This window comes from Nocardioides alpinus, from assembly GCF_900112035.1.
Taxonomy (GTDB): Bacteria; Actinomycetota; Actinomycetes; order Propionibacteriales; family Nocardioidaceae; genus Nocardioides; species Nocardioides alpinus.
In genome coordinates this window covers 20,061-43,900 of the sequence record NZ_FOKC01000006.1, presented here as the reverse complement: position 1 = coordinate 43,900, position 23,840 = coordinate 20,061, and the positions used below count along the sequence as shown (strand labels likewise).

The following is a 23,840-nucleotide window of genomic DNA, read 5'->3' as shown; positions in this document are numbered from 1 at the left end:
GAGCCTGATGACCGTCCTTTACCTCGGCTTCGTCGGTCTGGTCACCCTGACGCCCGGGTCCGAGCAGCCTGACTACTCCGGGCTGGCCGAGCGTGTCCTGGCCCGGTTGGGGCGCTATCCCGACCTCGACCCGATCACCAGTCGGCTGAGTGTCGAGCGGGTCGAGTTCCTCGCGAACATCGGGCTCTTCGTCCCGGTGGGCGTCTTCCTGCTGCTCCTCGTGGGCACCCGGCTGTGGCTGGTCGCCCTCGCCGCGGGCATCGTGCTGACCTCGGTGATCGAGAACGTCCAGCGCTCGATCCCCGGCCGGGTGTCGGACCCGCGTGACGTGGCGGCCAATGCGATCGGCCTGTTCATCGGCGTCGCGCTCGCCGTCGTGCTGACGCTGCCCGCCACCCTGCGGCGGCGCCGCGAGCAGCGCGCCTAGTCCCCGGCTCGTACGGCGTGGGCGCGCGCGGCCTCGACCAGGCCTGCCATCAGGCCGACCTCCACGCGGGTCTCCGGGTGCCACTGCACCGCGAGGCAGAAGCGGTCGCCGGCGGCCTCCATCGCCTCGACCGTCCCGTCGCTCGCGCGAGCGACTGCGGTGAAGCCCGGGTGGGTCGCGACGGACTGGTGGTGGTGGCAGCTCACCTCGACCTGCGCCCCGACCAGGGTGGCCAACCTCGACCCGACGGTGGTCGCCACCTCCACGGTGCCGTAGGCGTCGCCGCCGGGGGAGTGCGTCTCGTGCCCGACGAGGTCCGGGGTGTGCTGGTCGAGCGTCCCGCCGCCGTGCACCGCCATCAGCTGCATGCCGCGGCAGATCCCGAGCACCGGCAGTCCGGTCTCCTCGGCCGCTGAGAGCAGCGCCAGCTCCCAGACGTCCCGCTCGGGTTGCCACCCTGACGTCCGCTCGTGCGGCTCCGCGCCGTACTGGCCCGGATCGACATCGGCTCCGCCCGAGACCACGAGCGCGTCGATCCGCGACACCACCCGATCGGCCGCCCCGGGCAGCGACATCGGAGGCAGCAGCAGGGGTATGCCGCCGGCAGCCTCCACGGCAGCGGCGTACTCCGTGGGCAGCAGGTCGGCGCGGGTGTGCCACACGCCCCACGCAGCCTGCTGGCGGTAGGTCGTCAGACCGATGAGCGGGGCATCCATCAGCGCGGCGATCAGAGGGGCGTGACGTACGCGCCGGAGATGCCGCCGTCCACGAGGAACGTGTTGGCCGTCATGAAGCTCGACTCGTCCGAGGCGAGGAACAGCACGGCGTTGGCCATCTCCTCGGGCTCGGCGAAGCGGCCCATCGGCACGTGCACGAGCCGGCGTGCTGCGCGCTCCGCGTCGCTGGCGAAGAGCTCCTTGAGCAGCGGAGTGTTCACCGGGCCGGGGCACAGCGCGTTGACCCGTACGCCCTCGCGTGCGAACTGCACGCCCAGCTCGCGCGACATCGACAGCACGCCGCCCTTGGAGGCGGAGTAGGAGATCTGCGAGGTCGCGGCACCCATCACGGCCACGAAGGACGCGGTGTTGATGATCGAGCCCCGCTTCTGCTCGAGCATGTAGGGCAGCGCCGCCTTGCAGCACAGGTAGACGCTCGTGAGGTTGACCTCCTGCACCCGGCGCCACGCGTCGAGGTCGGTGTCGAGGATCGAGTCGTCCTCCGGTGGGGAGATGCCGGCGTTGTTGAAGGCGATGTCGACCGAGCCGTAGGTGTCCTTCGCCGTCCTGAAGAGCGCGTCGACCTCCTCCTTGGAGGTCACGTCGACGTGGACGTACGTCACCACCTCGGGGCCGCCGAGCTCGGTCACCAGCGCCTCGCCGGCGGCGTCGTCGATGTCGCCGATGACGACCCGCGCGCCCTCCTCGACGAAGCGTCGTACGGTCGCCAGGCCGATGCCGCTGCACCCGCCGGTGACGACTGCGGTGCGGCCCTCGATGCGTCCTGCCATGTCTGCTGACCCCTTCCAGTGGGACGTGCGGGTGTGACTGTGGGTGCTGCTCAGTGTGCGATGAAGACGTTCTTCTCCTCGGTGAACGCGTTCGGCGCGTCCGGACCGAGCTCGCGGCCGAGGCCGGACTGCTTGTAGCCGCCGAAGGGCGTCCAGTAGCGGACCGACGAGTGGCTGTTGACCGAGAGGTTGCCGGCCTCGACAGCGCGCGCGACCCGTAGCGCGCGGCTGACGTCGGCGGTGAAGATCGAGCCGGAGAGGCCGTAGTCCGAGTCGTTGGCCAGCGCGACCGCCTCGGCCTCGTCGTCGAACGGCATCACCGCCACGACAGGGCCGAACACCTCCTCGCGCCACACCGGCTCGCTGGTGTCGGTCGACTCCACGACGGTCGGCGGCAGCCACCAGCCGGGCCCGTCCGGCGCGCTGCCGGTGAAGGCCACGGTGGCCTCGTCGAGGTAGCGCTGCACGGAGTCGCGCTGGCCCGACGACACCATCGGGCCCATCTCGCTCTGCTCGTCTGCGGGGTCGATGACCTTGAAGGCCCGGACCGCTGTCTCCAACCGCCCCACGAACTCGTCGTACGCCGATCGCTGCACGAGGATGCGCGAGCGCGCGCAGCAGTCCTGGCCGGCGTTGTCGAACACGGCGTACGGCGCGCTGGCGGCCGCGGCTGCCACGTCGGTGTCCGCGAAGATGATGTTGGCGCTCTTGCCGCCGAGCTCGAGCGTCACCCGCTTCACCTGGTCCGCGCAGCCCCGCATGATCTGCTTGCCGACGCCTGTCGAGCCGGTGAAGCACACCTTGCGCACGAGGGGGTGCGTCACGAACCGCTCGCCAACGACCGAGCCCTTGCCCGGGATCACGTTGAGCACGCCCTCCGGCAGGCCGGCCTCGAGGGCGAGCTCGCCGATCCGGATCGCGGTCAGGGGCGTCAGCTCGGCCGGCTTGAGGACCACGGTGTTGCCGGCCGCGAGCGCGGGCGCGAAGCCCCACGCGGCGATCGGCATCGGGAAGTTCCAGGGCACGATGATCCCCACCACGCCGAGGGGCTCGTGGAAGGTCAGGTCCGTGCCGCCGGCGACCGGGATCTGGCGTCCGAAGAGCCGCTCCGGTGCCGCCGAGTAGTAGTTCAGGCAGTCGCGGACGTTGCCGGCCTCCCAGCGCGCGTTGCCGATGGTGTGGCCCGCGTTGAGCACCTCGAGCTGGGCGAGCTCCTCGACATGTGCGTCGACGATCGCCGCGAAGGCGCGGAGCAGCCGGGCCCGTTCGCCCGGCGCGACGTCGCGCCAGGCGGGGAAGGCCTCGTGGGCACGCGCGATGACGGCATCGGCCTCCTCGACGGATGCCGAGGCCGGGGAGTGTTCGAGCTCGACGCCCGTGGTCGGGTTGATCAGGATGCTCACGTCTGTCACAGCCTCTCGAAGCCGCGCACGAGCTCCCAGTCGGTGACGGCGGCGTTGTAGGCCGCCAGCTCGATGGCGGCCATGTTGGCGTAGTGCTCCACGACCTCGTCGCCCAGGGCTGCCCGCACCACCGCGGAGGAGTGGAATCGCTCACGTGCCGCGCCCATCGTGCTCGGCACCCGAGGCTTGTCGGAGGCGTACGCGTTGCCGGTCAGCTCCGGCTCCAGCTCGAGCTCCTCGTCGATGCCGTGCAGGCCGCCCGCGATCATCGCGGCCAGGGCGAGGTAGGGGTTGGCGTCGGCACCGGGGATGCGGTTCTCCATGCGGGCGCCGGCGCCGCGGCCCACGAGCCGCATCGCGCACGTGCGGTTGTCGAGGCCCCAGCCGAGCGTGGTGGGGGCGAACGACCCGTCGGCGAACCGCTTGTAGGAGTTGATGTTGGGCGCGAAGAAGAGGGTGAAGTCGGCCGCCGTCGCCAGCACGCCCGCGATGAAGCGGTCGTAGAGCGGCGTACGTGCGCCGGTCTCCTCGTCCCAGAAGACGAGCTCTCCGTCGGCGCCGCGGAACGACATGTGGATGTGGCACGAGTTGCCCTCGCGCTGGTTGGGCTTCGCCATGAAGGTGACGGACCTGCCGTGCTGGGCCGCGATCTCCTTCGCCGCGTTCTTGTAGACGACGTGGTTGTCGGCGGTGGTCAGCGCGTCGGCGTAGAGGAAGCCCACCTCGTGCTGGCCGAAGTTGCACTCGCCCTTCGCGCCCTCGACCTCCAGCCCGGCGGCGTACATGTGGTTGCGGATGTCACGGAGCAGTGGCTCGACGCGGGTGGTCCCGAGGATGGAGTAGTCGACGTTGTACTGGTTGGCCGGCGTGAGGTCGCGGTAGCCCTTGCGCCAGGCCTCCTCGTAGGTGTCCTCGTAGATCACCAGCTCCAGCTCGGTGCCCGCCATCGCGACGAGGCCACGCTCGCCAAGCCGGTCGAGCTGCGTCCTGAGGATCGCGCGCGGACTGGCGGCCACCGGGCGGTGGTCGGTCCACTCGAGGTCGCACTGGACCATCGCTGTCGCCGGCAGCCACGGCAGCAGCCGGATGGTCTGCTCGTCCATGACGAACTCCATGTCGCCGTAGCCCTGCTCCCACGACGTCATCGCATAGCCGTCGACCGTGTTCATGTCGACGTCGACGGCGAGGAGGTAGTTGCAGCCCTCGGTGCCGTGCCCGACGACGTGGTCGAGGAAGTAGCGACCGTGCAGCCGCTTGCCCTGGAGACGGCCCTGCATGTCGGTGAAGGCGAGGACCACGGTGTCGACCTCGTCCGCCTCGATGCGGCGGCGCAGGTCGTCCATGGTCAGGTGGCGGTCGTTGCGTGTGGTCACAGGGTCTCCCGTGGATCGTGGGCAGGCGGGCTGTCAGACGAGCAGGCCGCGCAGCAGCGCCGCGGTGTCGTCGCAGTGGTCCTCCATCACCTTCCGGGCCCGGTCGGGGCGCCCGTTGAGGATGGCCGTGCAGATCTGGCGGTGCTGGCGGTGCGAGTGGCCGATGTTGGGCTCCAGCGCGGGGATCGCACCGAGCATCGAGTCGAGGGTGGACTGCACCGACGTGACGGCCTCCTGGAGCCGCGCGGACCCGCTCAGGGAGGCGATCGTGAGGTGCAGCCGGGAGTCGGCCTGGCGGTGGCCGCGCTTGCCGGAGGCGTCGTGCACCGCGACCTCGGTCGCGGTGAGCCGCTCGCGGTCCGGCGCCGACAGGTCGTGGCTGGCCGCCAGGTGCGCGGCACCCGGCTCGACGACACGACGGAACTCCAGTGCGTCGAGCCACTCGGTCTTGGTGGCGCTCGAGACGCGTGACAGGCCGCCACGGAAGCGACCCCGGGCCTGCGAGGTCACCGTCGAACCACCACCGCGGCCGCGCTTGGTCTCGATGAGGCCCGCCTGGCGCAGTGCCGCGATGGCCTCGCGCAACGTCGCACGGCTGACCGCGAGACGCTCCGCGAGCTCGCGCTCGGGCGGCAGCAGGCTGCCGACGGGATAGACGCCGAGACGGATGGCCGTCGCTAGCTGCTCGACGCAGCCCTCGAACGCATGGTGTCCGCGCACCGGCCGGAGCACCGCATCGGTGAGGTGCTCGTGCGGCTGGGCGGACATGCGGACCAGTTTGTGCGTGACCACTCCCACACGTCAATGGTCGGAGTTCAGACCATTTTTGGTCAGTTCTGCCCCGGACCCTTTACGTCCACCGCGGGGCGGGTCTACGGTGCCGAGCATTCACTGACGCCGCGAGAGGTGCGCCCATGTCCGCTGCAGAGTCTGCTCCTGAACGTGAACTGACCGACGACGAGAAGCACCTCGCCAAGCTGGGCTACTCGCAGGAGCTGAGCCGCAGCTGGTCGAGCTTCTCCAACTTCGCGATCTCCTTCTCCATCATCTCGATCCTCGCCGGGTGCTTCACGACCTTCGGCCAGGCGTGGAACAACGGCGGACCGATCGCCATCTCGTGGGGGTGGCCGATCATCTCGGCGTTCATCCTCATCATCGGCTTCACCCTCAGCGAGCTCGTCTCGGCCTACCCGACGTCGGGTGGCATCTACTGGTGGGCCGCCAAGCTCGGTGGCCCGGCGGCCGGATTCTTCACCGGATGGCTCAACCTGATCGGGCTGCTGGCCGTCACCGCGAGCGTGGCCTACGGCGCAGCGACGTTCCTCGACCTGACGATCAGCACGATCAGCACGAGCTGGGCGGACGGCTACTCACTCACACGCGTCTTCCTGCTGTTCGTGGCGATCCTGGTCCTCGCGTCGGTGCTCAACATCTTCAGCGGTCACCTGCTCGCCGTCATCAACAACATCTCCGTGTGGTGGCACGTCGCCGGCGCCGCCATCGTGATCCTGGTGCTGATCATCGTGCCGCCCACGCACCAGAGCTTCGACTTCGTCTTCACCGAGCGCATCAACAACTCCGGCTTCAGCAGCGGCGCCTACTGGTTCCTCGTGCTGCCGCTCGGCTTCCTGCTCACCCAGTACACGATCACCGGCTTCGACGCCTCGGCCCACCTGTCCGAGGAGACCCAGGGTGCGGCCGAGGGCGCAGCCAAGGGCATCTGGCGCTCGATCTTCTACTCCGCCGTCGGCGGGTACGTCCTGCTGCTCGCGTTCCTGTTCGCCGTGCAGGACCCGCAGGGGGTCAGCGACGGCTTCGGCGCCGTGGACGTGATCTTCGGGCAGGCGCTGCCCGACGGCTGGCACTTCCTGATCCTGCTGATCTCCACCGCCGGCCAGCTCTTCTGCACCACCGCGTGCCTGACCAGCGCGTCGCGGATGACCTTCGCCTTCAGTCGCGACGGCGCGATCCCCGGCTCGAAGTGGCTCTCCACCGTCAACAAGACCACCAAGATCCCGGCCAACGCCGTCGTCTTCGTCGCCGTCATCGGCGCGATCATCACCCTGCCGGCGCTGAAGAGCATCGGCGGCGTCCCGATCGCGTTCTACGCCGTCGTGTCGGTCGCGGTGATCGGCCTCTACCTCTCCTTCATGATCCCGATCTACCTGCGCTGGCGGATCGGCGACGCGTTCGAGGAGGGCACCTGGACCAACGGCCAGAAGTACAAGTGGATGAACCTCCTCGCCGTCGCGGAGATCGCGATCATCTCGGTCTACTTCATCCTGCCGTTCACGCCGGCCGGCGTGCCGTTCAGCGACGAGTTCGCCTGGAGCAGCGTCAACTACGCCCCGGTGCTGACGATCGGCACGCTGATCGTCCTCGCGATCTGGTGGAACGTGTCGGCCAAGAAGTGGTTCACGGGTCCGAAGAACACGATCGACGAGGCCGTCGTCAAGGCGTTCGACGACTGACCACGACTGCCCAACCCGCCGCGCTGCCCCACAGAACTGCGGCCGCACGACAGCCCGGAGACCCCCGGCGCAGTCGTACGGCCGCAGTTCTTCTGTGTGTCGGGGACCACGCCCTGAAATGAAGAAAAGGCCCCGTGGAGCCGGAGCCTTCTCAGTGTCCGAGGGGGGACTTGAACCCCCACGCCCTAATACGGGCACTAGCACCTCAAGCTAGCGCGTCTGCCAATTCCGCCACCCGGACGAGTGCTGGAGAACAGTAGCAAAGCGAAGGGCTCGACATTCAATCGGGGGCAACGTGCCTCGTGGGGCAGGATGGACGGCATGGACGACCGCTCCGCACAGCCTTCCCGGGACCTCGCCTACGACCCTGCCGCCGAGGTCGTGCAGCTCTGCCAGGAGCTCATCGGCATCGACACGTCCAACTACGGGACCGACGACGGCCCGGGGGAGCGCAAGGCGGCGGAGTACGTCGCCGCGCTGCTCGACGAGGTCGGCATCGAGAGCCAGATCATCGAGGCAAAGCCCGGTCGGGCCAACGTCGTGGCGCGCTGGGGCGGCGGCGACGGGCGCGCACCCCTGCTGGTCCACGGCCACCTCGACGTCGTACCGGCCGAGGCGTCCGACTGGCAGGTCGACCCGTTCGGCGGGGAGATCAAGGACGGCCAGGTCTGGGGCCGCGGAGCGGTCGACATGAAGGACTTCGACGCGATGCTGCTCAGCGTCGTACGCGCCCGCGCTGCTGCCGGCGAAGCGCCCGACCGCGAGGTCGTGCTCTGTTTCACCGCCGACGAGGAGGCGGGCGGCGGCCACGGCGCCAAGGTGCTCGTCGAGGAGCACGCGGACCTCTTCGCCGACTGCACCGAGGCCGTCGGCGAGGTGGGCGGATTCTCCGCCACCGTCCGCGGCCGCCGGGTCTACCTCATCGAGGCCGCGGAGAAGGGCATGGCGTGGATGAACCTGACCGCGCGCGGTCGTGCCGGCCACGGCTCGATGATCAACGACGACAACGCCGTGACCCGGCTTGCTGGTGCGGTGGCCCGGATCGGCGCCCACCAGTGGCCGGTGCGCCTGACCCCGACGATGGAGGTCCTGCTGGCCACCGTCGGTGAGCTCGCCGGCACGGAGGCCACCCCGGACAACGCCGAGACGCTCGTCGAGGAGTTCGGTGACGCGGCCCGGATGATCGGCGCGGTCATCCGCAACACCGCCAACCCGACGATGCTGCGCGCCGGCTACAAGACCAACGTCATCCCGACCGACGCCCAGGCCACCGTCGACGGCCGCTTCCTCCCGGGCTACGAGGACGAGTTCTTCGCGACGCTGCACGAGCTGGCCGGACCCGGCATCGAGTTCTCCTTCGAGTCCAAGCAGGACCCCTGGGAGACGCCGTACGACGGCGACCTCGTGACCGCGATGAGCCGCAGCCTGCTCGCCGAGGACCCCGAAGCCCTCGTCGCGCCCTACCTGATGAGCGGGGGCACCGACGCCAAGCACTTCCGCAAGCTCGGCATGCGGTCCTACGGCTTCGCGCCGCTGCGGCTGCCGGCCGAGCTCGACTTCACCGCGCTCTTCCACGGGGTCGACGAGCGCGTCCCGGTCGACGCCCTCGAGTTCGGCGCGCGGGTCTTCGACAAGTTCCTCGACCAGGTCTGAGGCAACGCCGATGACGGGCTCGGAACTGTTGCGCACGTCACGACCGGACACCGGTGAGGGAATGCGCCGGGCTGTGGCACAGTTGCGCCCACGAAGAGCTTGCGTGCTCTGGGGGCGGTGAAACTCCGCACCGGCGGTCACAGTCCGCGACCCGGCCACATCCAGTGGCCGGTTGACCAGGTGGAAATCCTGGACCGACGGTCACAGTCCGGATGAGAAGTGCACGCGGACGGCTCGGCGCACTGCCTGCAGAGGTGGCGCGCCCCGTCCACCGCCCCCCTGAGTCCGCGTCGACGGACCGGAGGCGGAAATGACGATCAGCGAGGCAGAGCGCAGCGCCATGCGGCGCGCGCTGGCGCTCGCCGTCACCCCGGGCGTGCCTCTGGGACCCAACCCGCGGGTCGGTTGTGTGCTCCTCGACGCGGACGGTACGACGGTCGCCGAGGGCTTCCACCGCGGAGCCGGAACCCCTCACGCCGAGGCAGCCGCGCTCGCCGAGGCCGGTGACGCGGCCCGGGGCGCGACGGCCGTGGTCACTCTCGAGCCCTGCAACCACACCGGGCGCACCGGACCCTGCAGCGAGGCGCTGGTCGCGGCCGGCGTACGCCGCGTCGTCTTCGCGCAGCCCGACACCAACCCGGTCGCCGTCGGCGGTGCGGCGCGGCTGCGTGACGCGGGCGTGGACGTGGTCGGCGAGCAGCTGGTCGACGAGGCGGCGGCGGTCAACCGCGCCTGGACCTTCGCGATCACGCACGGTCGCCCTTTCGTCACCTGGAAGTTCGCCACCACGCTCGACGGTCGCAGCGCCGCCACGGACGGTACGAGCCGCTGGGTCTCCAGCCGTTCGGCGCGCCTCGACACCCACCGGCTGCGCGCCCTGTGCGACACAATGCTGGTGGGCACGCACACCGTCGAGGTCGACGACCCCGAGCTGACGGTCCGCGACGAGGTCGACCAGCCGGTCGCGATCCAGCCGCTGCGGGCGGTGATGGGGCTGCGCGAGCTGCCCGGTGACCGACGGATCTTCAACGACCGCGCCGAGACCGTCCACCTGCGCACCCGCGACCCCCGCGAGGCGTTGGCCCGGCTCCACGAGCTCGACCGGCAGCACGTGTTCCTCGAGGGCGGGCCCACCCTGGCGCGGGCGTTCCTCGCCGCCGGGCTGGTCGACGAGGTCGTCACCTACGTCGCCCCCATGCTGCTCGGTGCCGGCAGCAGTGCCGTGGGCGACCTCGGCATCACCACCATCACCGACGCCCTGCACCTGCACGTCACGGACGTGACCGTGCTGCAGGGCCACGACGGTGAGGACACCAACGTGCGCCTCACCATGACGCCACTCCCCAGGAGGAACTGATGTTCACCGGAATCGTCGAGGAGCTCGGCACCATCGCCGAGATCATCGACCAGGGCGACGCCGTCCGGCTCACCCTCGAGGCCGCCACCGTGCTCGAGGGCACCGGACTCGGGGACTCGATCTCCGTCAACGGGTGCTGCCTCACCGTCGCCGAGCTCGGTGACGGTCGATGGACCGCCGACCTGATGCAGGAGACCCTCGACAAGACGTCGCTGGCCGGTGTCGTGCCTGGCGACCGGGTCAACCTCGAGCGCGCGGTCACGGTCGACAAGCGGCTCGGCGGCCACATCGTGCAGGGTCACGTCGACGGCGTCGGCGAGGTCATCTCCCGCTCGCCCAGCGAGCACTGGGACGTCGTAGAGATCTCGCTGCCCGCCCACCTCGCGCGCTACCTCGTCGACAAGGGCTCGATCACCGTCGACGGCGTCAGCCTCACCGTCGTCGAGGCCCGCGAGTCCAGCTTCACCGTCAGCCTGATCCCCGAGACCCTCGCTCGCACGACGCTCGGCGCCCGTCGGCCGGGTGACCTGGTCAACCTCGAGGCCGACGTGATCGCCAAGCACGTCGAGAAGCTGCTCGGCGCCTACATCCCCAAGGAATCCTGATGACCCTGATCGAATGGCTGATCCACGGCACCATCCCCGTGGGGGACGGTGCCCTCAGCGTCCGCGAGGTGGTCGGCAACCTGTTCGGCCTCGCCAGCGCGGTCCTCGGCATGAGGCGCTTCGTCTGGGCCTGGCCCGTCGGCCTCGTCGGCAACGTCCTGCTCTTCACCGTCTTCGCCACCGGCGAGCTGTCCGGCACGGTCGCCGAGCCGCTCTGGGGCCAGGCGGGTCGGCAGGTGTTCTTCGCCGCCGTGTCGGTCTACGGCTGGTGGCGCTGGTCGCAGCTGAGCAGCGCCGGTGGTGCGTCCGACGGCGGGGCGATCGCTCCCCGCTGGGCGACGTGGCCCGAACGGATGCAGCTGGTCGTGCTCGGCGTCGTCGGCTACGCCGTGGCGTACGCCGTGCTGATGCAGATCGGGTCGTGGGGGCCGACGACCGAGGCGTGGATCCTGGCCGGTTCGATGCTCGCCACCTACGGCATGGCCCGCGGGTGGGTGGAGTTCTGGCTGGTCTGGGTGCTCGTCGACATCGTCGGCGTCACCACCCTCATCAAGGCCGGCTACCTCCCGACGGCCGGCATGTACCTCGTCTACGCCGTCTTCGTCGTGATCGGGTTCTTCGTGTGGTGGCGCGCCAGCCGGACCGTCGTCGAGACCACCGACACCGACGAGGTCCAGCGCGAGCAGGTGCCCGCATGAGCACCCCCAGCGGATCCGTGCGGCTCGACCCGGTCGAGCGGGCCATCGCGGACATCGCTGCCGGCAAGGCGGTGGTGGTCGTCGACGACGAGGACCGGGAGAACGAGGGCGACATCATCTTCGCCGCCTCCAAGGCCACGCCGGAGCTGATGGCGTTCACGATCCGTCACTCGAGCGGCGTCATCTGCGTGCCGATGCCGGGCGACATGCTCGAGCGGCTCGAGGTCCCCCTCATGACCCCGCACAACAAGGACAAGCTGCGCACCGCCTACACGATCTCGGTGGACGCGCGCGACGGCGTCAGCACCGGCATCAGCGCCGCCGACCGGGCGCACACCGCGCGCACCCTCGCGGACTCGGCCACGGAGCCCGGTGACCTCACCCGGCCCGGCCACGTGTTCCCGCTGCGCTACCGGGAGGGTGGCGTCCTCGTGCGCCGGGGGCACACCGAGGCCGCGGTCGACCTCGCCAAGCTGGCCGGGCTCACCCCGGCCGGCGTGCTGGTCGAGGTCGTCAACGACGACGGCACGATGAAGCGTGCGCCCGAGCTGCGCGCGTTCGCCGACGAGCACGGCCTGGCGATGATCTCCATCGAGGACCTCGTGCGCTACCGACGCCGGCACGAGCGCCACGTCGTACGTGTGGCCCAGACGCGCCTGCCCACCCGGCACGGCGAGTTCACGGCGTACGGCTATCGCATCACCATCGACGACAGCGAGCACGTCGCCCTCGTCCACGGCGACATCAGCGGCGACGAGCCCGTGCTCACCCGGGTGCACAGCGAGTGCCTCACCGGGGACGTCTTCGGCAGCGAGCGCTGCGACTGCGGTCCCCAGCTCGACGAGGCGCTGAGCACCATCGTCACGGAGGGCAGGGGAGTGGTGGTCTACCTCCGTGGCCACGAGGGGCGCGGCATCGGCCTCGTCGCCAAGCTGCAGGCCTACCAGCTCCAGGACGGCGGTCGCGACACCGTCGACGCCAACCTCGACCTCGGGCTGCCCGCCGACGCGCGTCACTACGGCACCGCCACGCAGGTGCTGCGCGACCTCGGCGTCGCCTCGGTGCGGCTGATGACCAACAACCCCGACAAGACCGCCAGCCTGGAGGACTTCGGGATCCGGGTCACCGAGCGGGTGCCGCTGACGCCGCACCCCAACGACCACAACCTGACCTACCTCCAGACCAAGCGCGACCGGATGGGGCACGACCTGCCCGACCTGGCGCGTGACAGCACCGATGAAGGAGCATCATGAGCGGAGCCGGAGCACCGACGTCCCAGCCGTTCGACGCGAGCGGCCTGCGCGTCGCCGTCGTCGCGGCCACGTGGCACACCCGGGTGATGGACGGACTCGTCGCGGGTGCCGAGCGCGCGCTGGCGGCGTACGGCATCAGCGAACCGGAGGTGATCCGGGTCCCCGGCGCCTTCGAGCTGCCCGTCGTCGCTGCTGCCCTGGCCAGGGCGGGGTACGACGCCGTCGTGGCCCTGGGTGTCGTCATCCGCGGCGGCACCCCCCACTTCGACTACGTCTGCTCCGCCGCCACCGACGGGCTGACCCGGGTGAGCGTCGACCACGCGATGCCGGTGGGCTTCGGCGTGCTGACGTGCGACACCGAGCAGCAGGCACTCGACCGCGCCGGGCTCGAGGGCTCGGTGGAGGACAAGGGCTGGGAGGCGACGTCCGCCGCCCTCGACACCGCGCTGGTCGTGCGCGGGATCCGCTAGCGCCAATTGCTCGGTGGCGGGGTCAGGCCGTCCGGTCGCTGGCGCCCTGCAAGCGGTCGATGTGCTCGGACGCCTGCGCCTTGGTGAGGTCGCCGGGCAGCTCCTCGCCGGCCTCGCGCGCCAGGGTGTCAAGATAGCTGCGCTGCGCGCCGGTCATCGGCTCGTCGCCGGTGACCCACTCCTCGGGGTCCTTGCGCGTGCTGTCCCCCTGGGGGCCGCCCAGGGTCTCGGGCGTGTCCGCGGGGTCCGAATGCGTGTTCGATTGAGTCATGACTCGACCCTAGGCACGCCCTCGCCGCCGGACAACCCCTCCTAGGGGTGGGTCCCGTCAGGCGACCACTCGTCGGCGAGCAGGGCGTAGGTGAGCCCGTCGTACCACTCGCCGTCGCGGTGCAGGGCGTCCCGGACGGTGTGGGACTCACGGCGCATGCCGAGACGCTCCATCAGACGCCATGACGGCTCGTTGTCGGCGAAGCAGGTGGCCATCACCCGGCGCAGCCCGAGGCCGGCGAACGCGATCGCCAACAGGTCGCGCACGGCCTCGGTGGCCAGGCCGTGGCCCTCGTGGTCGGGGGCCAGGCACCAGCCGATCTCCGCGAAGACGTTCGAGGCCCGCTCGCGCACCTCGGCCTGCGCCCAGGCGTCCTCGGTCTTGAGGAACAGGTCGCCGATGGGTGCGTCGTCGAGAAGGACCATCAGGGCGAAGGGGTGGCGCTTGTGGAAGTCGACGCGCCACGACTCGAGGTCGCTCGGCAGCTGGGTCATCCAGCGGGCGACCGACGGGAGGGACCGGTAGGCGAACATCGCCTCCGCGTCGTCGGCGGTCGCGGGTCGCAGGGTGAGGCGCTCGGTGGTCCGGGGCCAGGCGAGGCGGCCCCAATCGGGTGCGCCGGTGATCTCGTCCATGCGGCCAGTGTCACCGATGGCACCGACGCGCCCTAGGCTTGCTCCTCGTGAAGACGTTCGAGGACCTGTGGGCAGAGCTCTCCGCCAAGGCCGTGGAGCGCCCCGAGGGGTCCGGCACGGTGCAGCAGCTCGACGCCGGCGTCCATGCCATCGGCAAGAAGCTCCTGGAGGAGGCCGCCGAGTCCTGGATGGCCGCCGAGCACGAGGGCAAGGACGCGACGGCGCTGGAGATCAGCCAGCTGCTCTACCACGCCCAGGTGCTCATGATCGCCTCCGGCCTGACCCTCGACGACGTCTACGCCCACCTGTGAGCACCACCCCCAGAAGCCGGTGAACCCCGCATGACCCTCCGCATCGCCGTCCCCAACAAGGGGGCGCTGTCCCAGGCCGCCACCGAGATCCTGCGCGAGTCGGGCTACCGCCAGCGCAACGACTCCAAGGAGCTCGCGCTCGTCGACTCCGAGAACGATGTCGAGTTCTTCTACCTGCGCCCGCGCGACATCGCGCTCTACGTCGGTGAGGGCACGCTCGACGTCGGCATCACCGGCCGCGACCTGCTGCTCGACTCCGGCGCCAAGGCCGACGAGGTCATGAACCTCGGGTTCGGCCGTTCGCGCTTCCACTTCGCCGGCCCCGTCGGCCGCTACTCCTCGCTGGAGGACCTGCACGGCCTGCGGATCGCGACGTCGTACGTCGGTGTGGTCGAGGACTACCTCTTCCGCCACGGGGTCGACGCGAGCGTCACCCGCCTCGACGGCGCGGTCGAGACGAGCATCCAGCTCGGCGTCGCCGACGTCATCGCCGATGTCGTGGAGACCGGTTCGACGCTGCGTGCGGCGGGCCTGGAGACCTTCGGTGAGGTCATCCTCGACTCGCAGGCGGTGCTCATCACCCGCGGCGGCCAGGTGCCCGACGACTTCGAGATCTTCCGGCGTCGGATCGAGGGCGTGCTGGTCGCGCGCAGCTTCGTGATGATGGACTACGACATCGAGCAGCAGTACCTCGACGCAGCGTCCGAGCTCGCGCCCGGTCGCGAGGGGCCGACGATCTCGCCGCTCGGCAAGGCCGGCTGGGTCGCCGTGCGGGTGATGGTGCCGCGCGCCGGCTCGCAGCGCCTCATGGACGAGCTCTACTCGATCGGGGCCCGCGCGATCCTGCTCACGGACATCCATGCCTGCCGGCTCTGACGACGCCCGGCCCGCCGGCCGGCCCCTGCCCTCCCTGCCGCACACCTGGCGCCCACTGGGCGTACGCATCGCGGTGCTCGGCTTCGGCGGGATGCTGCTCGTGGTCTGTGCCGCGGCCTGGTTCGGCTTCGACGAGTCGGTCCGCGACCGCTTCACCTGGCTCCAGCGCTCGACGCTCCTGGTCATGGGGGCCGCCTTCGCCTCCTGCGGCTGGGCCCTCGCCCGCGCCCGCGTCACCGCCGAGGTGGACGCGCTCGTCGTGGTCAACGGCTTCCGGACCCGGCACCTCGCCTGGGAGGAGGTGCTCGGCATCCACCTGGCCGGAGGCGCCCCGTGGGCCACCCTCGACCTCGCCGACGGCACGACGATCTCCGCGATGGCCTTCCAGGGCTCCGACGGCAGCCGGGCGCGAGACGGTGTACGAGCGGTGCGCGCGCTGATCGACCGCGAGGACCCCGGCGAGCGCTGACCCAGCCGTCGCCCGCCCGACGGCTGGCTGTTGCCCGCTGGTCACCGGGCGCCTGTTGGCTCGAAGCATGACCCTCGGACCTCGCACGCTCGCACTCGCCACCGCACTCGCCGTCACTGCCCTCGGCGCCCCGGCCACCACTGCCTCGGCCATCCCGCACGGATCCGAGGTGGATCCCGGTGGAGCGGTGCTCTCGGCCTGGTCCGTGCTCCCGGCGACGACGTACGTCCCGGGCAGCGAGCGCAGCGGCCACTGGACGTCCGGCAGCGCCGTGGTCCCGGCGCCCTATGTCGGCCAACCGGTCCAGGGCTTCTCCGGCACGCACGCACTCGCGGACGGCGCCTTCCTCGTGCTCTCCGACAACGGTTTCGGCGCGAAGGCCAACAGCGCCGACTTCCTCCTGGCCGTGCACCGCATCACACCCGAGCCAGACGACGTGGACGGGTCGGGCGAGACCACCTACGACCGCACCGCACTGACCTTCAGTGACCCGCGGAGCCTCATCCCGTGGACGACCTGGCGAGATGGCGGCTGCGCCGCGGCCGACGTCGTCCCGGCCGGCTACTCCTGCCCGGAACCGGATCGTCTGCTCACCGGCTGGGATTTCGACCCCGAGTCGTTGCAGGTGGCCGACGACGGCACGTTGTGGGTGGGCGAGGAGTTCGGTCCCTACGTGCTCCACTTCGATGCCAGGGGTCGCCTGCTCGAGGCGCCGCTCCCGACGCCGGGCGTCCGCAGCCCGTCCAACCCGACGTTGGGTGCCGGGATGCCGAACCTGCCGAACTCGAAGGGCTACGAGGGCATGTCGATCAGCCCCAACGGGCAGGTGCTGCACCCGATGCTCGAGGGCGCAACGGACGAGGACAAGGCAGCGGGGCTCGCGGACGCCCTCCGCATCTACACGGTCCGCAAGGGTGAGTTCGACGACCGGTTCCTGCGCTACCGGATGGAGAGCCCGGCCCATGCGCTCGGTGACTTCATCCAGGTCAACAACCACGAGGCACTCGTCATCGAGCGCGACAACGGCCAGGGTCCGACAGCAGCCTTCAAGAGGATCTACCTCGTCGACCTGCGCGACACCGACCGGGACGGATGGGTGTCCAAGACGCTGGTGGTCGACCTGATGGACGTCGCCAACCCCGGAGGGCTCTCGCCCTACGGCGACCCGTTCACGTTCCCGTTCTTCACGATCGAGGACGTCGAGATCCTCGACGCCGACACCATCGCTGTGATGAACGACAACAACTTCCCCGCTGCAGGTGGGCGGTCGACGACGCAGCCCGACCAGAACGAGTACCTCGAGATCACCCTGTCCGAGCCCCTGCGGGTCGACCACAGGCTGATGCCCCGGGGCTGAGGTCGCGCGTCACGACCCGTGGATGCCCCACGAGACGGACAGCTCGTCGCCGGGGCCACCGGCCGGAGCGAGGGTGACCAGGTCGGTGCCGGAGTTGAAGGCGTCTGCGGGCGCGGTCATCGGCTCCACCGCCAGTCCTGTTCGCCGGCCCTCCACGGGCGGGGGAGTGAACACCTGCAACCAGTGGTGGCGCTCGTCCACCCACAGCGCCACCCCACGGTCGAGGACAGGATCGCGCAGCGTCACGGTCGTCCGGCCGCCCTCGCGCGCCAGGTCGCCGTACGCCTCGTCGAGCACGGCGTCACCGACCGGGCGCGGGCGGGTGAAGTCGTACCCCCCGGCGACCGGCTCCGCGCCGATCGGCAGCTGTCGGTCGTCGACCAGGAGGCGCGTGCGCGCCGGGACCCGCAGCTCCAGCTCCTCGATGGCGTCCCCGACCTTCAGGTAGGGATGCGCTCCGCTGGCGTAGGGCGCGGGAGACGGGGACAGGTTGGTCGCCGTCTGGGTCACCACCAGGCCGTCGGCGGACAGGTCGTAGAGGACGTGCAGGTCGAGGGACCACGGATATCCCGTCTGCGCCATCACGCGGTAGACCAGTGAGACCGAGGTCGCGGTGTGCTCCTCGAGCGTCCACGCGGCCCAGCGGGCGAGCCCGTGCGAGGCGTTGCCGCGGCTGGGGTCGGTGAGACCGAGCTGGAGGTCGCGACCACCGAACGCGTAGCGACCGTCACGGATCCGGTTGGGCCACGGCGCCAGGAGCTGGCCCCGTCCACCCGACGACATCTCGTCCGCCGCGAACCCGTCCACGAGCTCCCGGCCGTGGAGGGACAACCCTCGAAGCGCCGCCCCGCTCTCGGTGACGACGGCGGCGTAGCCCGCTGCCGCGATCTCGTACTGGTCCCCGCTCGGCAACACCATGACGGCCACACTAGACACGACCAGCCCCCGCGCACGCCAGGACTTCTACCCGCTCGGGGAGTCGCCGGCCCGAGCCGCCTCCGCGGTGTCGACGACCACGTCGGCGCGCTCACGGGTGCCGAGGCGGGCGAACAGGGCGTCCTCCTCGAGCCGCCACCGCTCCCAGTGGGCTCGCATCCCTTCTCCGTCGCGGGCGATCCCGCGCTCGAGGCGCACCTCTGACGCGACCTCGACCCACACCAGGACGCCCACCAGGTCGGCGATCGCGGGGGACCAGCTGCCCACGCCCTCCAGCACGAGCAGTCCGCCCGGCGCGACCTCGTGGGTCTCGGCCCAGTCGTCGGCGAGCCAGTCCCACCGTCGCCAGCTGCCGGTCCGTCCGGCGGCCAGAGGCGTCACCAGCCGCTCGACGGTCGAGGCGAGGCCCGGCAGTCCGTCCCAGCCCTGCAGGAGCTCGTCGCAGTGCACCACCGTCGCGCCCGGCACGACGGCCTCGAGGCGCTCGGAGAGCGTGGTCTTGCCCGACCCTCCGGGGCCGTCGATGCACACCAGCCGGCCGGCACCGAGCGTCGGCGGTGCGGCCTTTACCCGGTCGGCGACCTGCCGCGCGACGTCGTAGGAGTCAGAAGGCACGGTCGCAGCCGCGGTACGACGGCACCACCTCGGTGACCGACTCACCGCGGACGAGGTGCACGTCGCGCACGTGCTCGAACAGCTCGCCGGACTTGGCGTGGCGGAACCACACGAGGTCGCCGATGGCGAGCAGTGCGGCGGGGTGGCCGGTCAGCGGTGTCTGGACCTCGCCGGCGCCCTCGAGGTTCGTGAGGTGCAGGCCGGGCGGGGCCCAGGGGATGGGGGAGCGGTCCGCACCGGTGGCGCCGCTCGCAACCAGGCCGCCGCCGTGGACCGTCGCCGTCGCGGGCGTCGGCTTGCGCGACACCCGGAGGCCGAAGAAGGCGGACGGGCGGGGCTCGAAGGAGGCGTAGTGGTCGAAGATCCCGGGCACGAGCAGTCCCGACCCCGCGGCGATCTCGGTGACCGCCGGGTCGGCGGCCGTGGCCTCGACGGAGCCGGAGCCGCCGCCGTTCCAGAACTCGAGCTCGGTCACGCGCGCCAGCGCGTCGGAGATCTCGCGTCGCCGCACCTCGAGCTGTGCCATGGAGGCCTGCTTGAGGCGGCGTACGAGGAGCGACCTGGTGCGCTGGTCGGGCACGTCGTCGGGGACACCGGCGACCTGGCCCTCGTACGTCATCACGCCGACGAGGCGGAAGCCGTCCCGCTCGACGACCCGGCGGGCCAGGGCGATGACGTCGGCGGTGTCGAAGAGGGGAGAGCGCTTGGGCCCGATGTGCTGCCCGCCGAGCCTCAGACCGGCGTCGAGGTCGAGGGCGATCCGGATCTCGACGTCGAGCGAGTCGCGGACCGCGTCGACCGCGTCGAGGTGCGCGACGTCGTCGATCATCAGGGTGATCGCCGCTGCCGCCGCCGGGGAGGCCGCGAGCCGACGCAGCGCGCCGGCGTCGACCGACGGGTAGGCCACGACGATGTCGTCGCTGACGCCGTTCTCGTGGAGCCACAGGGCCTCGGCCACGGTGTAGCCGAGGACGCCGGCGAAGCCGTCCGTGGCCAGGGCCCGCGAGATGAGGGCGGGGACGCGGAGGGACTTGGACGCGACCCGCACCGGCTTGCCTCCGGCACGGCGCACGAGGTCGGCGGCATTGGCGTCGAACACGTCGAGGTCGACCACCGCGATCGGCGTCGACGGGGGCTCCGGGAGCGCCGCGACCGCTGCGTTGAACCGCGACCACAGGCGGTTGCGGTCGACGAAGTGGTCGCTCACTCGATGCCGCGCTTCTTCAGCAGCGCCTCGATGTCGGCCATCTCGTCGTCGATGGGCGAGCCGCCCTTCGACTTCGCCGAGGCAGGCGGCAACGACGTACGCCGTCGGGGTCCGTCGACGCCTGCCTGCGGGGTGGCCTGCGTGGCGCCGCCCTGCTGGGCGCGCGCCAGCTGGCGGTCCCGGATGATGCCGCTGACCAGGAAGAGGACGACAGCGAGCCCGGCCAGCCCGACACCGGCCCACGTGAAGATGTCGAAGACCAGGCCGGTCGCCCAGTCGGTGACCGAACCGGCGATCTCGACGACCACCTCGAGGGTCCCGGTCAGCCAGGCGGCAGCCGGCAGCAGGGTGAAACCGAGCGCGCGCAGGCCGTTCGCCGCCCCGCGGCGCTGGAAGGCGATCCACGTCCAGATCGCGCCGGCCACGGTCAGTGCTGCGGTCAGGGCCGCCCAGGTAGTTCCGTCCACCCCGCCACGATCCCACAAGCCGAAAGGGGACAATGGGCACGTGGACCTCGACGACGCACGCACGATCCCTGACCCGGGGTTCCCCGACGACTCGGGACAGAAGGACGCGGTCCTCGCCGGGCTGCTGGCCGAGCGAGCCCTGGGCCGTGCCACGTCGGGCCAGGTGCTGGCCGTGCTCCAGGACTGCCGGCTGCTCGTGCCTGTCGTCGCCGTGCTCGGTGAGGTCGAGGTCGACGAGCACGGGCTCGCCCACGACAAGTCCTCGGACATGGCGGCGGTCCTCGTGCGCGCGGCCGACGGCAGCACCGGTCTGCTGGCCTTCACCTCCGTCGAGACGATGGCGCAGTGGGATCCGCAGGCGCGCCCGGTGCCGGTCACCGCGGCGACGGCGGCGACCGCGGCAGTGCAGGACGGTGCCGATGCCCTGCTCGTCGACCTCGCCGGCCCGGCGTCCTACGTCGTCGACGGGGAGGACCTGACCCGCCTGGCCGCCGGGTGGCGGCTGGTGGCCCTGGGCGACGGGGCGGGCGGCAGCGCGGGGCAGGGGCACGGCTGGATTGGCCCGCGAGCGGAATGATCGGCTAACCTTCCGTGTTGACCGATCAGTGACATGAGTGGACTCTCCGGATTCCGCGACTGACACCGATCCAGCCAAGCGGAGGCAGCACCACCCGTCTCCCACCCGCATCGATCGCCCTGCACCACAGATCGTCGGGTCCGGTCCAGTGACACACCTGTGTGACACCCACGATTTCTCCGCGAGGGGAGACGTGTCGTGACTGGCTCCCGCTTGGCACCAGCGGGAGCCATTGTTCATTTTCTGACCAGTCCGTGCGGACCAGTCCGGAGGGCAAGGGGTTCCCACCCACCCGAACTACTGGAGGACCCATCAGCACCGAGCTGCGCATCAACGAGCGGATCCGCGTACCCGAGGTCCGGCTCGTCGGACCCAACGGTGAGACCGTTGGCATCGTGCCGACCGACCAGGCACTCAAGCTGGCCCAGGAGGCCGACCTCGACCTCGTCGAGATCGCCCCGCAGGGACGCCCCCCGGTCTGCAAGCTCATGGATTACGGCAAGTTCAAGTACGAGAACGCCCAGAAGGCTCGCGAGGCCCGCCGCAACCAGACGAACGTGATCATCAAGGAGATGAAGCTTCGTCCCAAGATCGACCAGCACGACTACGAGACCAAGAAGGGTCACGTCGTGCGGTTCCTCGGTGCAGGCGACAAGGTCAAGATCACGATCATGTTCCGCGGTCGTGAGCAGCACCGCCCCGAGCTGGGCTTCCGCCTGCTGCAGCGCCTCGCCGAGGACGTCGAGGAGCTCGGCTTCGTCGAGTCCTCGCCCAAGCAGGACGGCCGCAACATGATCATGGTGCTCGGCCCGCACAAGAAGAAGGCCGACGCCAAGATCGACGCCGACGCCGCACGTGCCAGCCGGGCCCAGGTCCGCGCCGAGCGCCAGGCCGAGGAGGACGCCGAGCGGGAGGCCGCCCACCTCGCCGGCCCGGTCGCGCAGAAGAAGGAGCGCGGCCGCTCCGAGAACCTGGATCCTGAGATCGAGGCCTGAGCGAAGCGAAAGGGCTCGATCGAGCAGCTCGCGGCGAAGCCGTGACAGCCACCTGAGCCTGGCCCCGGCCCTACTGGCCCCGGCCCCCCAAGACACACGAGCAACCGAAGGAAGAGACACATGCCGAAGAACAAGACCCACTCGGGCACCAGCAAGCGCTTCAAGGTGACCGGCTCGGGCAAGATCATGCGCCTGCAGGCCGGCCGCAAGTCCGGCGCTGCGTTCGCGTCCGCCCCCACCACGGGCAGCCGCAAGAAGCACCGTCGCAACGCCGGCATGGTCGAGCTCGAGAAGGCCGACGTCAGCCGCGTCAAGAAGATGCTCGGCATCTGAGCTTCCTGCCCCACAGTCCTGGTGGCCCAGCCGCCGTCCCTTTGCACCAAGGAGTAGCACCATGGCACGCGTCAAGCGCGCAGTAAACGCTCAGAAGAAGCGTCGCACCACCCTCGAGCGGGCCAGCGGTTACCGCGGCCAGCGCTCGCGCCTCTACCGCAAGGCCAAGGAGCAGGTCACCCACTCCCTCGTCTACAGCTACAACGACCGCCGCAAGAACAAGGGCAACTTCCGCAAGCTGTGGATCCAGCGCATCAACGCCGCGGCCCGCGCCAACGGCATGACCTACAACCGCTTCATCCAGGGCCTCGGCCTGGCGGGCATCGAGGTCGACCGCAAGATCCTGGCCGAGCTCGCCGTCCACGACGCGCCGGCGTTCGCCGTGCTCGTCGAGGCCGCCAAGGCTGCGCTGCCCGAGGACGTCAACGCGCCCAAGGTCTCCGCCTGATCGGTCCGCTGGTCGAGGAGGTCGCCCCGCGACCCTCACGAGACCCGGAAAGTCACACATGAGCACTTCGCCGACCGACGGCATCCCCCTCACCGTGGGGAACAGCCGCGTCAAGGAGGCTCGCAAGTTGAGCCGCCGCTCGGTACGCACCGAGCGGCGGCTCTTCCTCGCTGACGGCCCGAAGGCCGTCGAGGGCGCCCTGTCCGTCGAGGGGTGCGTGGTCGAGGTCTTCGCGACGCAGGGCGCGCAGGCGCAGTACGCCGACCTGCTGGACGGCACGCCCGTCACCCTCGTCGACGACCGTGCCCTCGCGTCGCTGTCGGACTCGGTGAGCCCGGCGGGACTCGTGGCCCTCTGCCGCCACATCGACTCGCCCCTCGCCCATGTGGTGACGGTGGCCCCGCGGCTGCTGGTCATCTGCGCCGACGTCCGCGACCCCGGCAACGCCGGCACGGTGATCCGCACCGCCGACGCAGCCGGCGCCGACGCCGTGGTGCTGGCGGGACAGTCCGTCGACGCCTACAACCCCAAGACCGTCCGCGCCACCGTCGGCAGCCTGTTCCACCTGCCGTTCGCGGTGGAGCCGGACCCGGCCGCGGCCGTACGCGCAGCCCAGCAGCGTGGCCTGACCGTTCTCGCCGCCGACGGCGCCGGTGAGGTCGACCTCTTCGACGCCGACCTCAGCGGTCCGACCGCCTGGCTCTTCGGCAACGAGGCGTGGGGGCTCCCCGACGAGCTGGCTGCCCTGGCCGACCAGCGCGTCGCGATCCCGATCCACGGCCGCGCCGAGAGCCTCAACCTGTCCACCGCTGCCGCGGTGTGCCTCTATGCCAGCGCGCGTGCGCAGCGGTCGCCCCGATGATGCTGATCGACCCGCCGGCCGTGCCGCGCTGGGACCGGCTCTGGTCGCACCTCGCCAGCGACACGTCCTACGACGAGGCGCACGCGTTCGCAGCGGCCCACGGCATCCCCTCCCGGGGGTGGGACCGCGACCACTATGACGTCCCGGCCGAGGCCTACGACGCCATGGTGGCGGCCGGTGCGGTCCCCGTGTCGTCCCGCGAGCTGGTGGTCGCCCTGCGCGCCGCGGGGTTGCGTCGACCGAAGCCGATGCCGCGGGCCTAGG

29 protein-coding genes, 1 tRNA gene and 1 riboswitch are annotated in these 23,840 nt (G+C 70.8%); of the genes, 18 read left to right on the top strand and 12 right to left on the bottom strand.

Going from position 1 to position 23,840, the window contains the following annotated elements; genetic code table 11:
* Nucleotides 1–7 precede the first annotated feature (7 nt).
* Nucleotides 8–427 (top strand): VanZ family protein, encoded by a 420-nt coding sequence (locus BM127_RS13275; RefSeq protein ID WP_139227732.1) that lies wholly within the window; start codon nt 8–10, stop codon nt 425–427.
* Here BM127_RS13275 and BM127_RS13270 read toward each other — a convergent pair.
* Genes BM127_RS13270 through BM127_RS13250 form a run of 5 tightly spaced genes read right to left on the bottom strand, consistent with a single transcriptional unit; the run spans nt 424 to nt 5,478 of the window.
* Nucleotides 424–1,143, bottom strand: a complete 720-nt coding sequence (locus BM127_RS13270) for a gamma-glutamyl-gamma-aminobutyrate hydrolase family protein (protein WP_091199290.1) — start codon at nt 1,141–1,143, stop codon at nt 424–426. The two genes, BM127_RS13275 and BM127_RS13270, sit on opposite strands and share 4 nt — an antisense overlap.
* Before the next feature lie 11 nt (nt 1,144–1,154).
* Nucleotides 1,155–1,934 carry a 3-oxoacyl-ACP reductase gene (locus BM127_RS13265; protein ID WP_091199288.1) on the bottom strand — a complete coding sequence of 260 codons (780 nt, stop codon included), beginning with the start codon at nt 1,932–1,934 and terminating at the stop codon, nt 1,155–1,157.
* A gap of 50 nt (nt 1,935–1,984) precedes the next feature.
* Nucleotides 1,985–3,337, bottom strand: a complete 1,353-nt coding sequence (locus BM127_RS13260; protein WP_198554314.1) for an aldehyde dehydrogenase family protein — start codon at nt 3,335–3,337, stop codon at nt 1,985–1,987.
* A gap of 5 nt (nt 3,338–3,342) precedes the next feature.
* On the bottom strand, nt 3,343–4,710 hold the full coding sequence (locus BM127_RS13255; RefSeq protein WP_269800897.1) for a glutamine synthetase family protein: 1,368 nt from the start codon (nt 4,708–4,710) through the stop codon (nt 3,343–3,345).
* A 33-nt stretch (nt 4,711–4,743) separates the two neighbouring features.
* Entirely contained in the window at nt 4,744–5,478 is a 735-nt protein-coding gene (locus tag BM127_RS13250; RefSeq protein ID WP_091199463.1) for a FadR/GntR family transcriptional regulator, read from the bottom strand.
* A 146-nt stretch (nt 5,479–5,624) separates the two neighbouring features.
* On the opposite strand from BM127_RS13250, the gene BM127_RS13245 reads away from it, so the two are divergent.
* Nucleotides 5,625–7,181, top strand: a complete 1,557-nt coding sequence (locus BM127_RS13245) for an amino acid permease (RefSeq protein ID WP_091199287.1) — start codon at nt 5,625–5,627, stop codon at nt 7,179–7,181.
* 155 nt (nt 7,182–7,336) lie between these two features.
* On the opposite strand, the gene BM127_RS13240 is transcribed toward BM127_RS13245, so the two are convergent.
* Nucleotides 7,337–7,422 (bottom strand) — tRNA-Leu (locus tag BM127_RS13240).
* An 80-nt stretch (nt 7,423–7,502) separates the two neighbouring features.
* On the opposite strand from BM127_RS13240, the gene BM127_RS13235 reads away from it, so the two are divergent.
* The 6 genes from BM127_RS13235 to ribH all read left to right on the top strand — a co-directional run bounded on the left by BM127_RS13235 (nt 7,503) and on the right by ribH (nt 13,217).
* Nucleotides 7,503–8,834, top strand: a complete 1,332-nt coding sequence (locus tag BM127_RS13235; protein ID WP_198554315.1) for a M20/M25/M40 family metallo-hydrolase — start codon at nt 7,503–7,505, stop codon at nt 8,832–8,834.
* Nucleotides 8,835–8,933: 99 nt separating this feature from the next.
* Nucleotides 8,934–9,063: riboswitch (FMN riboswitch) on the top strand.
* A gap of 87 nt (nt 9,064–9,150) precedes the next feature.
* A complete protein-coding gene (gene ribD / locus BM127_RS13230) occupies nt 9,151–10,191 on the top strand; it encodes a bifunctional diaminohydroxyphosphoribosylaminopyrimidine deaminase/5-amino-6-(5-phosphoribosylamino)uracil reductase RibD (RefSeq protein ID WP_372476660.1) in 1,041 nt (346 codons plus the stop codon).
* Nucleotides 10,191–10,796, top strand: coding sequence for a riboflavin synthase (locus tag BM127_RS13225; protein WP_091199283.1), 606 nt, complete (start codon nt 10,191–10,193; stop codon nt 10,794–10,796). Before ribD ends, BM127_RS13225 begins: the two co-directional genes overlap by 1 nt.
* Nucleotides 10,793–11,494 (top strand): nicotinamide riboside transporter PnuC, encoded by a 702-nt coding sequence (pnuC, locus tag BM127_RS13220; protein WP_198554326.1) that lies wholly within the window; start codon nt 10,793–10,795, stop codon nt 11,492–11,494. Before BM127_RS13225 ends, pnuC begins: the two co-directional genes overlap by 4 nt.
* Complete coding sequence (locus BM127_RS13215) at nt 11,491–12,747, top strand: bifunctional 3,4-dihydroxy-2-butanone-4-phosphate synthase/GTP cyclohydrolase II (RefSeq protein WP_091199280.1); 1,257 nt, start codon at nt 11,491–11,493, stop codon at nt 12,745–12,747. Before pnuC ends, BM127_RS13215 begins: the two co-directional genes overlap by 4 nt.
* Entirely contained in the window at nt 12,744–13,217 is a 474-nt protein-coding gene (gene ribH, locus BM127_RS13210; protein ID WP_091199278.1) for a 6,7-dimethyl-8-ribityllumazine synthase, read from the top strand. Before BM127_RS13215 ends, ribH begins: the two co-directional genes overlap by 4 nt.
* A gap of 22 nt (nt 13,218–13,239) precedes the next feature.
* Here the strand turns inward: ribH and BM127_RS13205 are convergent, their stop codons facing one another.
* Together BM127_RS13205 and BM127_RS13200 are read right to left on the bottom strand one after the other, a co-directional pair.
* Nucleotides 13,240–13,488: a DUF3072 domain-containing protein gene (locus tag BM127_RS13205; RefSeq protein WP_091199276.1), complete on the bottom strand. Its 249-nt coding sequence runs from the start codon at nt 13,486–13,488 to the stop codon at nt 13,240–13,242.
* A 41-nt stretch (nt 13,489–13,529) separates the two neighbouring features.
* Complete coding sequence (locus tag BM127_RS13200) at nt 13,530–14,123, bottom strand: GNAT family N-acetyltransferase (protein ID WP_091199275.1); 594 nt, start codon at nt 14,121–14,123, stop codon at nt 13,530–13,532.
* Nucleotides 14,124–14,170: 47 nt separating this feature from the next.
* Between BM127_RS13200 and BM127_RS13195 the strand changes: the two genes are divergently transcribed.
* From BM127_RS13195 to BM127_RS13180, 4 genes are all read left to right on the top strand, one after another.
* Entirely contained in the window at nt 14,171–14,434 is a 264-nt protein-coding gene (locus tag BM127_RS13195) for a phosphoribosyl-ATP diphosphatase (RefSeq protein ID WP_091199272.1), read from the top strand.
* Between the two features lie 30 nt (nt 14,435–14,464).
* On the top strand, nt 14,465–15,310 hold the full coding sequence (gene hisG / locus BM127_RS13190; RefSeq protein ID WP_091199271.1) for an ATP phosphoribosyltransferase: 846 nt from the start codon (nt 14,465–14,467) through the stop codon (nt 15,308–15,310).
* Complete coding sequence (locus tag BM127_RS13185) at nt 15,294–15,779, top strand: PH domain-containing protein (protein ID WP_091199269.1); 486 nt, start codon at nt 15,294–15,296, stop codon at nt 15,777–15,779. The genes hisG and BM127_RS13185 overlap by 17 nt, the downstream gene beginning before the upstream one ends.
* Nucleotides 15,780–15,846: 67 nt before the next feature.
* A complete protein-coding gene (locus BM127_RS13180) occupies nt 15,847–17,136 on the top strand; it encodes an esterase-like activity of phytase family protein (protein ID WP_091199266.1) in 1,290 nt (429 codons plus the stop codon).
* Nucleotides 17,137–17,145: 9 nt separating this feature from the next.
* Here BM127_RS13180 and BM127_RS13175 read toward each other — a convergent pair whose 3' ends face one another.
* From BM127_RS13175 to BM127_RS22560, 4 genes are read right to left on the bottom strand one after another with little or no spacing between them, the layout of a single operon-like run.
* A complete protein-coding gene (locus tag BM127_RS13175) occupies nt 17,146–18,054 on the bottom strand; it encodes an aldose 1-epimerase family protein (RefSeq protein WP_091199461.1) in 909 nt (302 codons plus the stop codon).
* A 45-nt stretch (nt 18,055–18,099) separates the two neighbouring features.
* Nucleotides 18,100–18,687 (bottom strand): uridine kinase family protein, encoded by a 588-nt coding sequence (locus BM127_RS13170; protein ID WP_091199264.1) that lies wholly within the window; start codon nt 18,685–18,687, stop codon nt 18,100–18,102.
* The gene (locus BM127_RS13165) at nt 18,677–19,894 is read right to left on the bottom strand and encodes an amino acid deaminase/aldolase (protein WP_198554316.1); all 1,218 of its coding nucleotides are present in this window, start codon (nt 19,892–19,894) and stop codon (nt 18,677–18,679) included. Before BM127_RS13165 ends, BM127_RS13170 begins: the two co-directional genes overlap by 11 nt.
* Complete coding sequence (locus tag BM127_RS22560) at nt 19,891–20,361, bottom strand: hypothetical protein (protein WP_231263392.1); 471 nt, start codon at nt 20,359–20,361, stop codon at nt 19,891–19,893. Before BM127_RS22560 ends, BM127_RS13165 begins: the two co-directional genes overlap by 4 nt.
* A 40-nt stretch (nt 20,362–20,401) precedes the next feature.
* Here BM127_RS22560 and BM127_RS13155 point away from each other — a divergent pair, with 40 nt between their 5' ends.
* The 6 genes from BM127_RS13155 (at nt 20,402) to BM127_RS13130 (ending at nt 23,839) form a co-directional block, all read left to right on the top strand.
* Nucleotides 20,402–20,938 carry an SseB family protein gene (locus tag BM127_RS13155; protein ID WP_231263393.1) on the top strand — a complete coding sequence of 179 codons (537 nt, stop codon included), beginning with the start codon at nt 20,402–20,404 and terminating at the stop codon, nt 20,936–20,938.
* 254 nt (nt 20,939–21,192) lie between these two features.
* The gene (infC, locus tag BM127_RS13150; protein WP_091199259.1) at nt 21,193–21,933 is read left to right on the top strand and encodes a translation initiation factor IF-3; all 741 of its coding nucleotides are present in this window, start codon (nt 21,193–21,195) and stop codon (nt 21,931–21,933) included.
* Between the two features lie 120 nt (nt 21,934–22,053).
* Nucleotides 22,054–22,266, top strand: a complete 213-nt coding sequence (locus BM127_RS13145) for a large ribosomal subunit protein bL35 (protein WP_091199257.1) — start codon at nt 22,054–22,056, stop codon at nt 22,264–22,266.
* A 61-nt stretch (nt 22,267–22,327) separates the two neighbouring features.
* A complete protein-coding gene (gene rplT / locus BM127_RS13140; protein WP_091199255.1) occupies nt 22,328–22,714 on the top strand; it encodes a 50S ribosomal protein L20 in 387 nt (128 codons plus the stop codon).
* Between the two features lie 58 nt (nt 22,715–22,772).
* Nucleotides 22,773–23,576, top strand: a complete 804-nt coding sequence (locus tag BM127_RS13135; protein WP_091199254.1) for a TrmH family RNA methyltransferase — start codon at nt 22,773–22,775, stop codon at nt 23,574–23,576.
* On the top strand, nt 23,573–23,839 hold the full coding sequence (locus tag BM127_RS13130) for a DUF4031 domain-containing protein (protein ID WP_091199252.1): 267 nt from the start codon (nt 23,573–23,575) through the stop codon (nt 23,837–23,839). The genes BM127_RS13135 and BM127_RS13130 overlap by 4 nt, the downstream gene beginning before the upstream one ends.
* Nucleotide 23,840 lies beyond the last annotated feature (1 nt).

What these genes read in the sequence shown, in the direction of transcription:
- BM127_RS13275 (WP_139227732.1), top strand. Translation starts at nt 8, where the DNA reads ATGACCGTCCTTTACCTCGGCTTCGTCGGTCTGGTCACCCTGACGCCC.
- BM127_RS13270 (WP_091199290.1), bottom strand. Translation starts at nt 1,143, where the DNA reads ATGGATGCCCCGCTCATCGGTCTGACGACCTACCGCCAGCAGGCTGCG.
- BM127_RS13265 (WP_091199288.1), bottom strand. Translation starts at nt 1,934, where the DNA reads ATGGCAGGACGCATCGAGGGCCGCACCGCAGTCGTCACCGGCGGGTGC.
- BM127_RS13250 (WP_091199463.1), bottom strand. Translation starts at nt 5,478, where the DNA reads ATGTCCGCCCAGCCGCACGAGCACCTCACCGATGCGGTGCTCCGGCCG.
- BM127_RS13245 (WP_091199287.1), top strand. Translation starts at nt 5,625, where the DNA reads ATGTCCGCTGCAGAGTCTGCTCCTGAACGTGAACTGACCGACGACGAG.
- BM127_RS13235 (WP_198554315.1), top strand. Translation starts at nt 7,503, where the DNA reads ATGGACGACCGCTCCGCACAGCCTTCCCGGGACCTCGCCTACGACCCT.
- BM127_RS13225 (WP_091199283.1), top strand. Translation starts at nt 10,191, where the DNA reads ATGTTCACCGGAATCGTCGAGGAGCTCGGCACCATCGCCGAGATCATC.
- BM127_RS13215 (WP_091199280.1), top strand. Translation starts at nt 11,491, where the DNA reads ATGAGCACCCCCAGCGGATCCGTGCGGCTCGACCCGGTCGAGCGGGCC.
- ribH (WP_091199278.1), top strand. Translation starts at nt 12,744, where the DNA reads ATGAGCGGAGCCGGAGCACCGACGTCCCAGCCGTTCGACGCGAGCGGC.
- BM127_RS13205 (WP_091199276.1), bottom strand. Translation starts at nt 13,488, where the DNA reads ATGACTCAATCGAACACGCATTCGGACCCCGCGGACACGCCCGAGACC.
- BM127_RS13200 (WP_091199275.1), bottom strand. Translation starts at nt 14,123, where the DNA reads ATGGACGAGATCACCGGCGCACCCGATTGGGGCCGCCTCGCCTGGCCC.
- hisG (WP_091199271.1), top strand. Translation starts at nt 14,465, where the DNA reads ATGACCCTCCGCATCGCCGTCCCCAACAAGGGGGCGCTGTCCCAGGCC.
- BM127_RS13185 (WP_091199269.1), top strand. Translation starts at nt 15,294, where the DNA reads ATGCCTGCCGGCTCTGACGACGCCCGGCCCGCCGGCCGGCCCCTGCCC.
- BM127_RS13180 (WP_091199266.1), top strand. Translation starts at nt 15,847, where the DNA reads ATGACCCTCGGACCTCGCACGCTCGCACTCGCCACCGCACTCGCCGTC.
- BM127_RS13175 (WP_091199461.1), bottom strand. Translation starts at nt 18,054, where the DNA reads ATGGTGTTGCCGAGCGGGGACCAGTACGAGATCGCGGCAGCGGGCTAC.
- BM127_RS13145 (WP_091199257.1), top strand. Translation starts at nt 22,054, where the DNA reads ATGCCGAAGAACAAGACCCACTCGGGCACCAGCAAGCGCTTCAAGGTG.
- rplT (WP_091199255.1), top strand. Translation starts at nt 22,328, where the DNA reads ATGGCACGCGTCAAGCGCGCAGTAAACGCTCAGAAGAAGCGTCGCACC.
- BM127_RS13135 (WP_091199254.1), top strand. Translation starts at nt 22,773, where the DNA reads ATGAGCACTTCGCCGACCGACGGCATCCCCCTCACCGTGGGGAACAGC.
- BM127_RS13130 (WP_091199252.1), top strand. Translation starts at nt 23,573, where the DNA reads ATGATGCTGATCGACCCGCCGGCCGTGCCGCGCTGGGACCGGCTCTGG.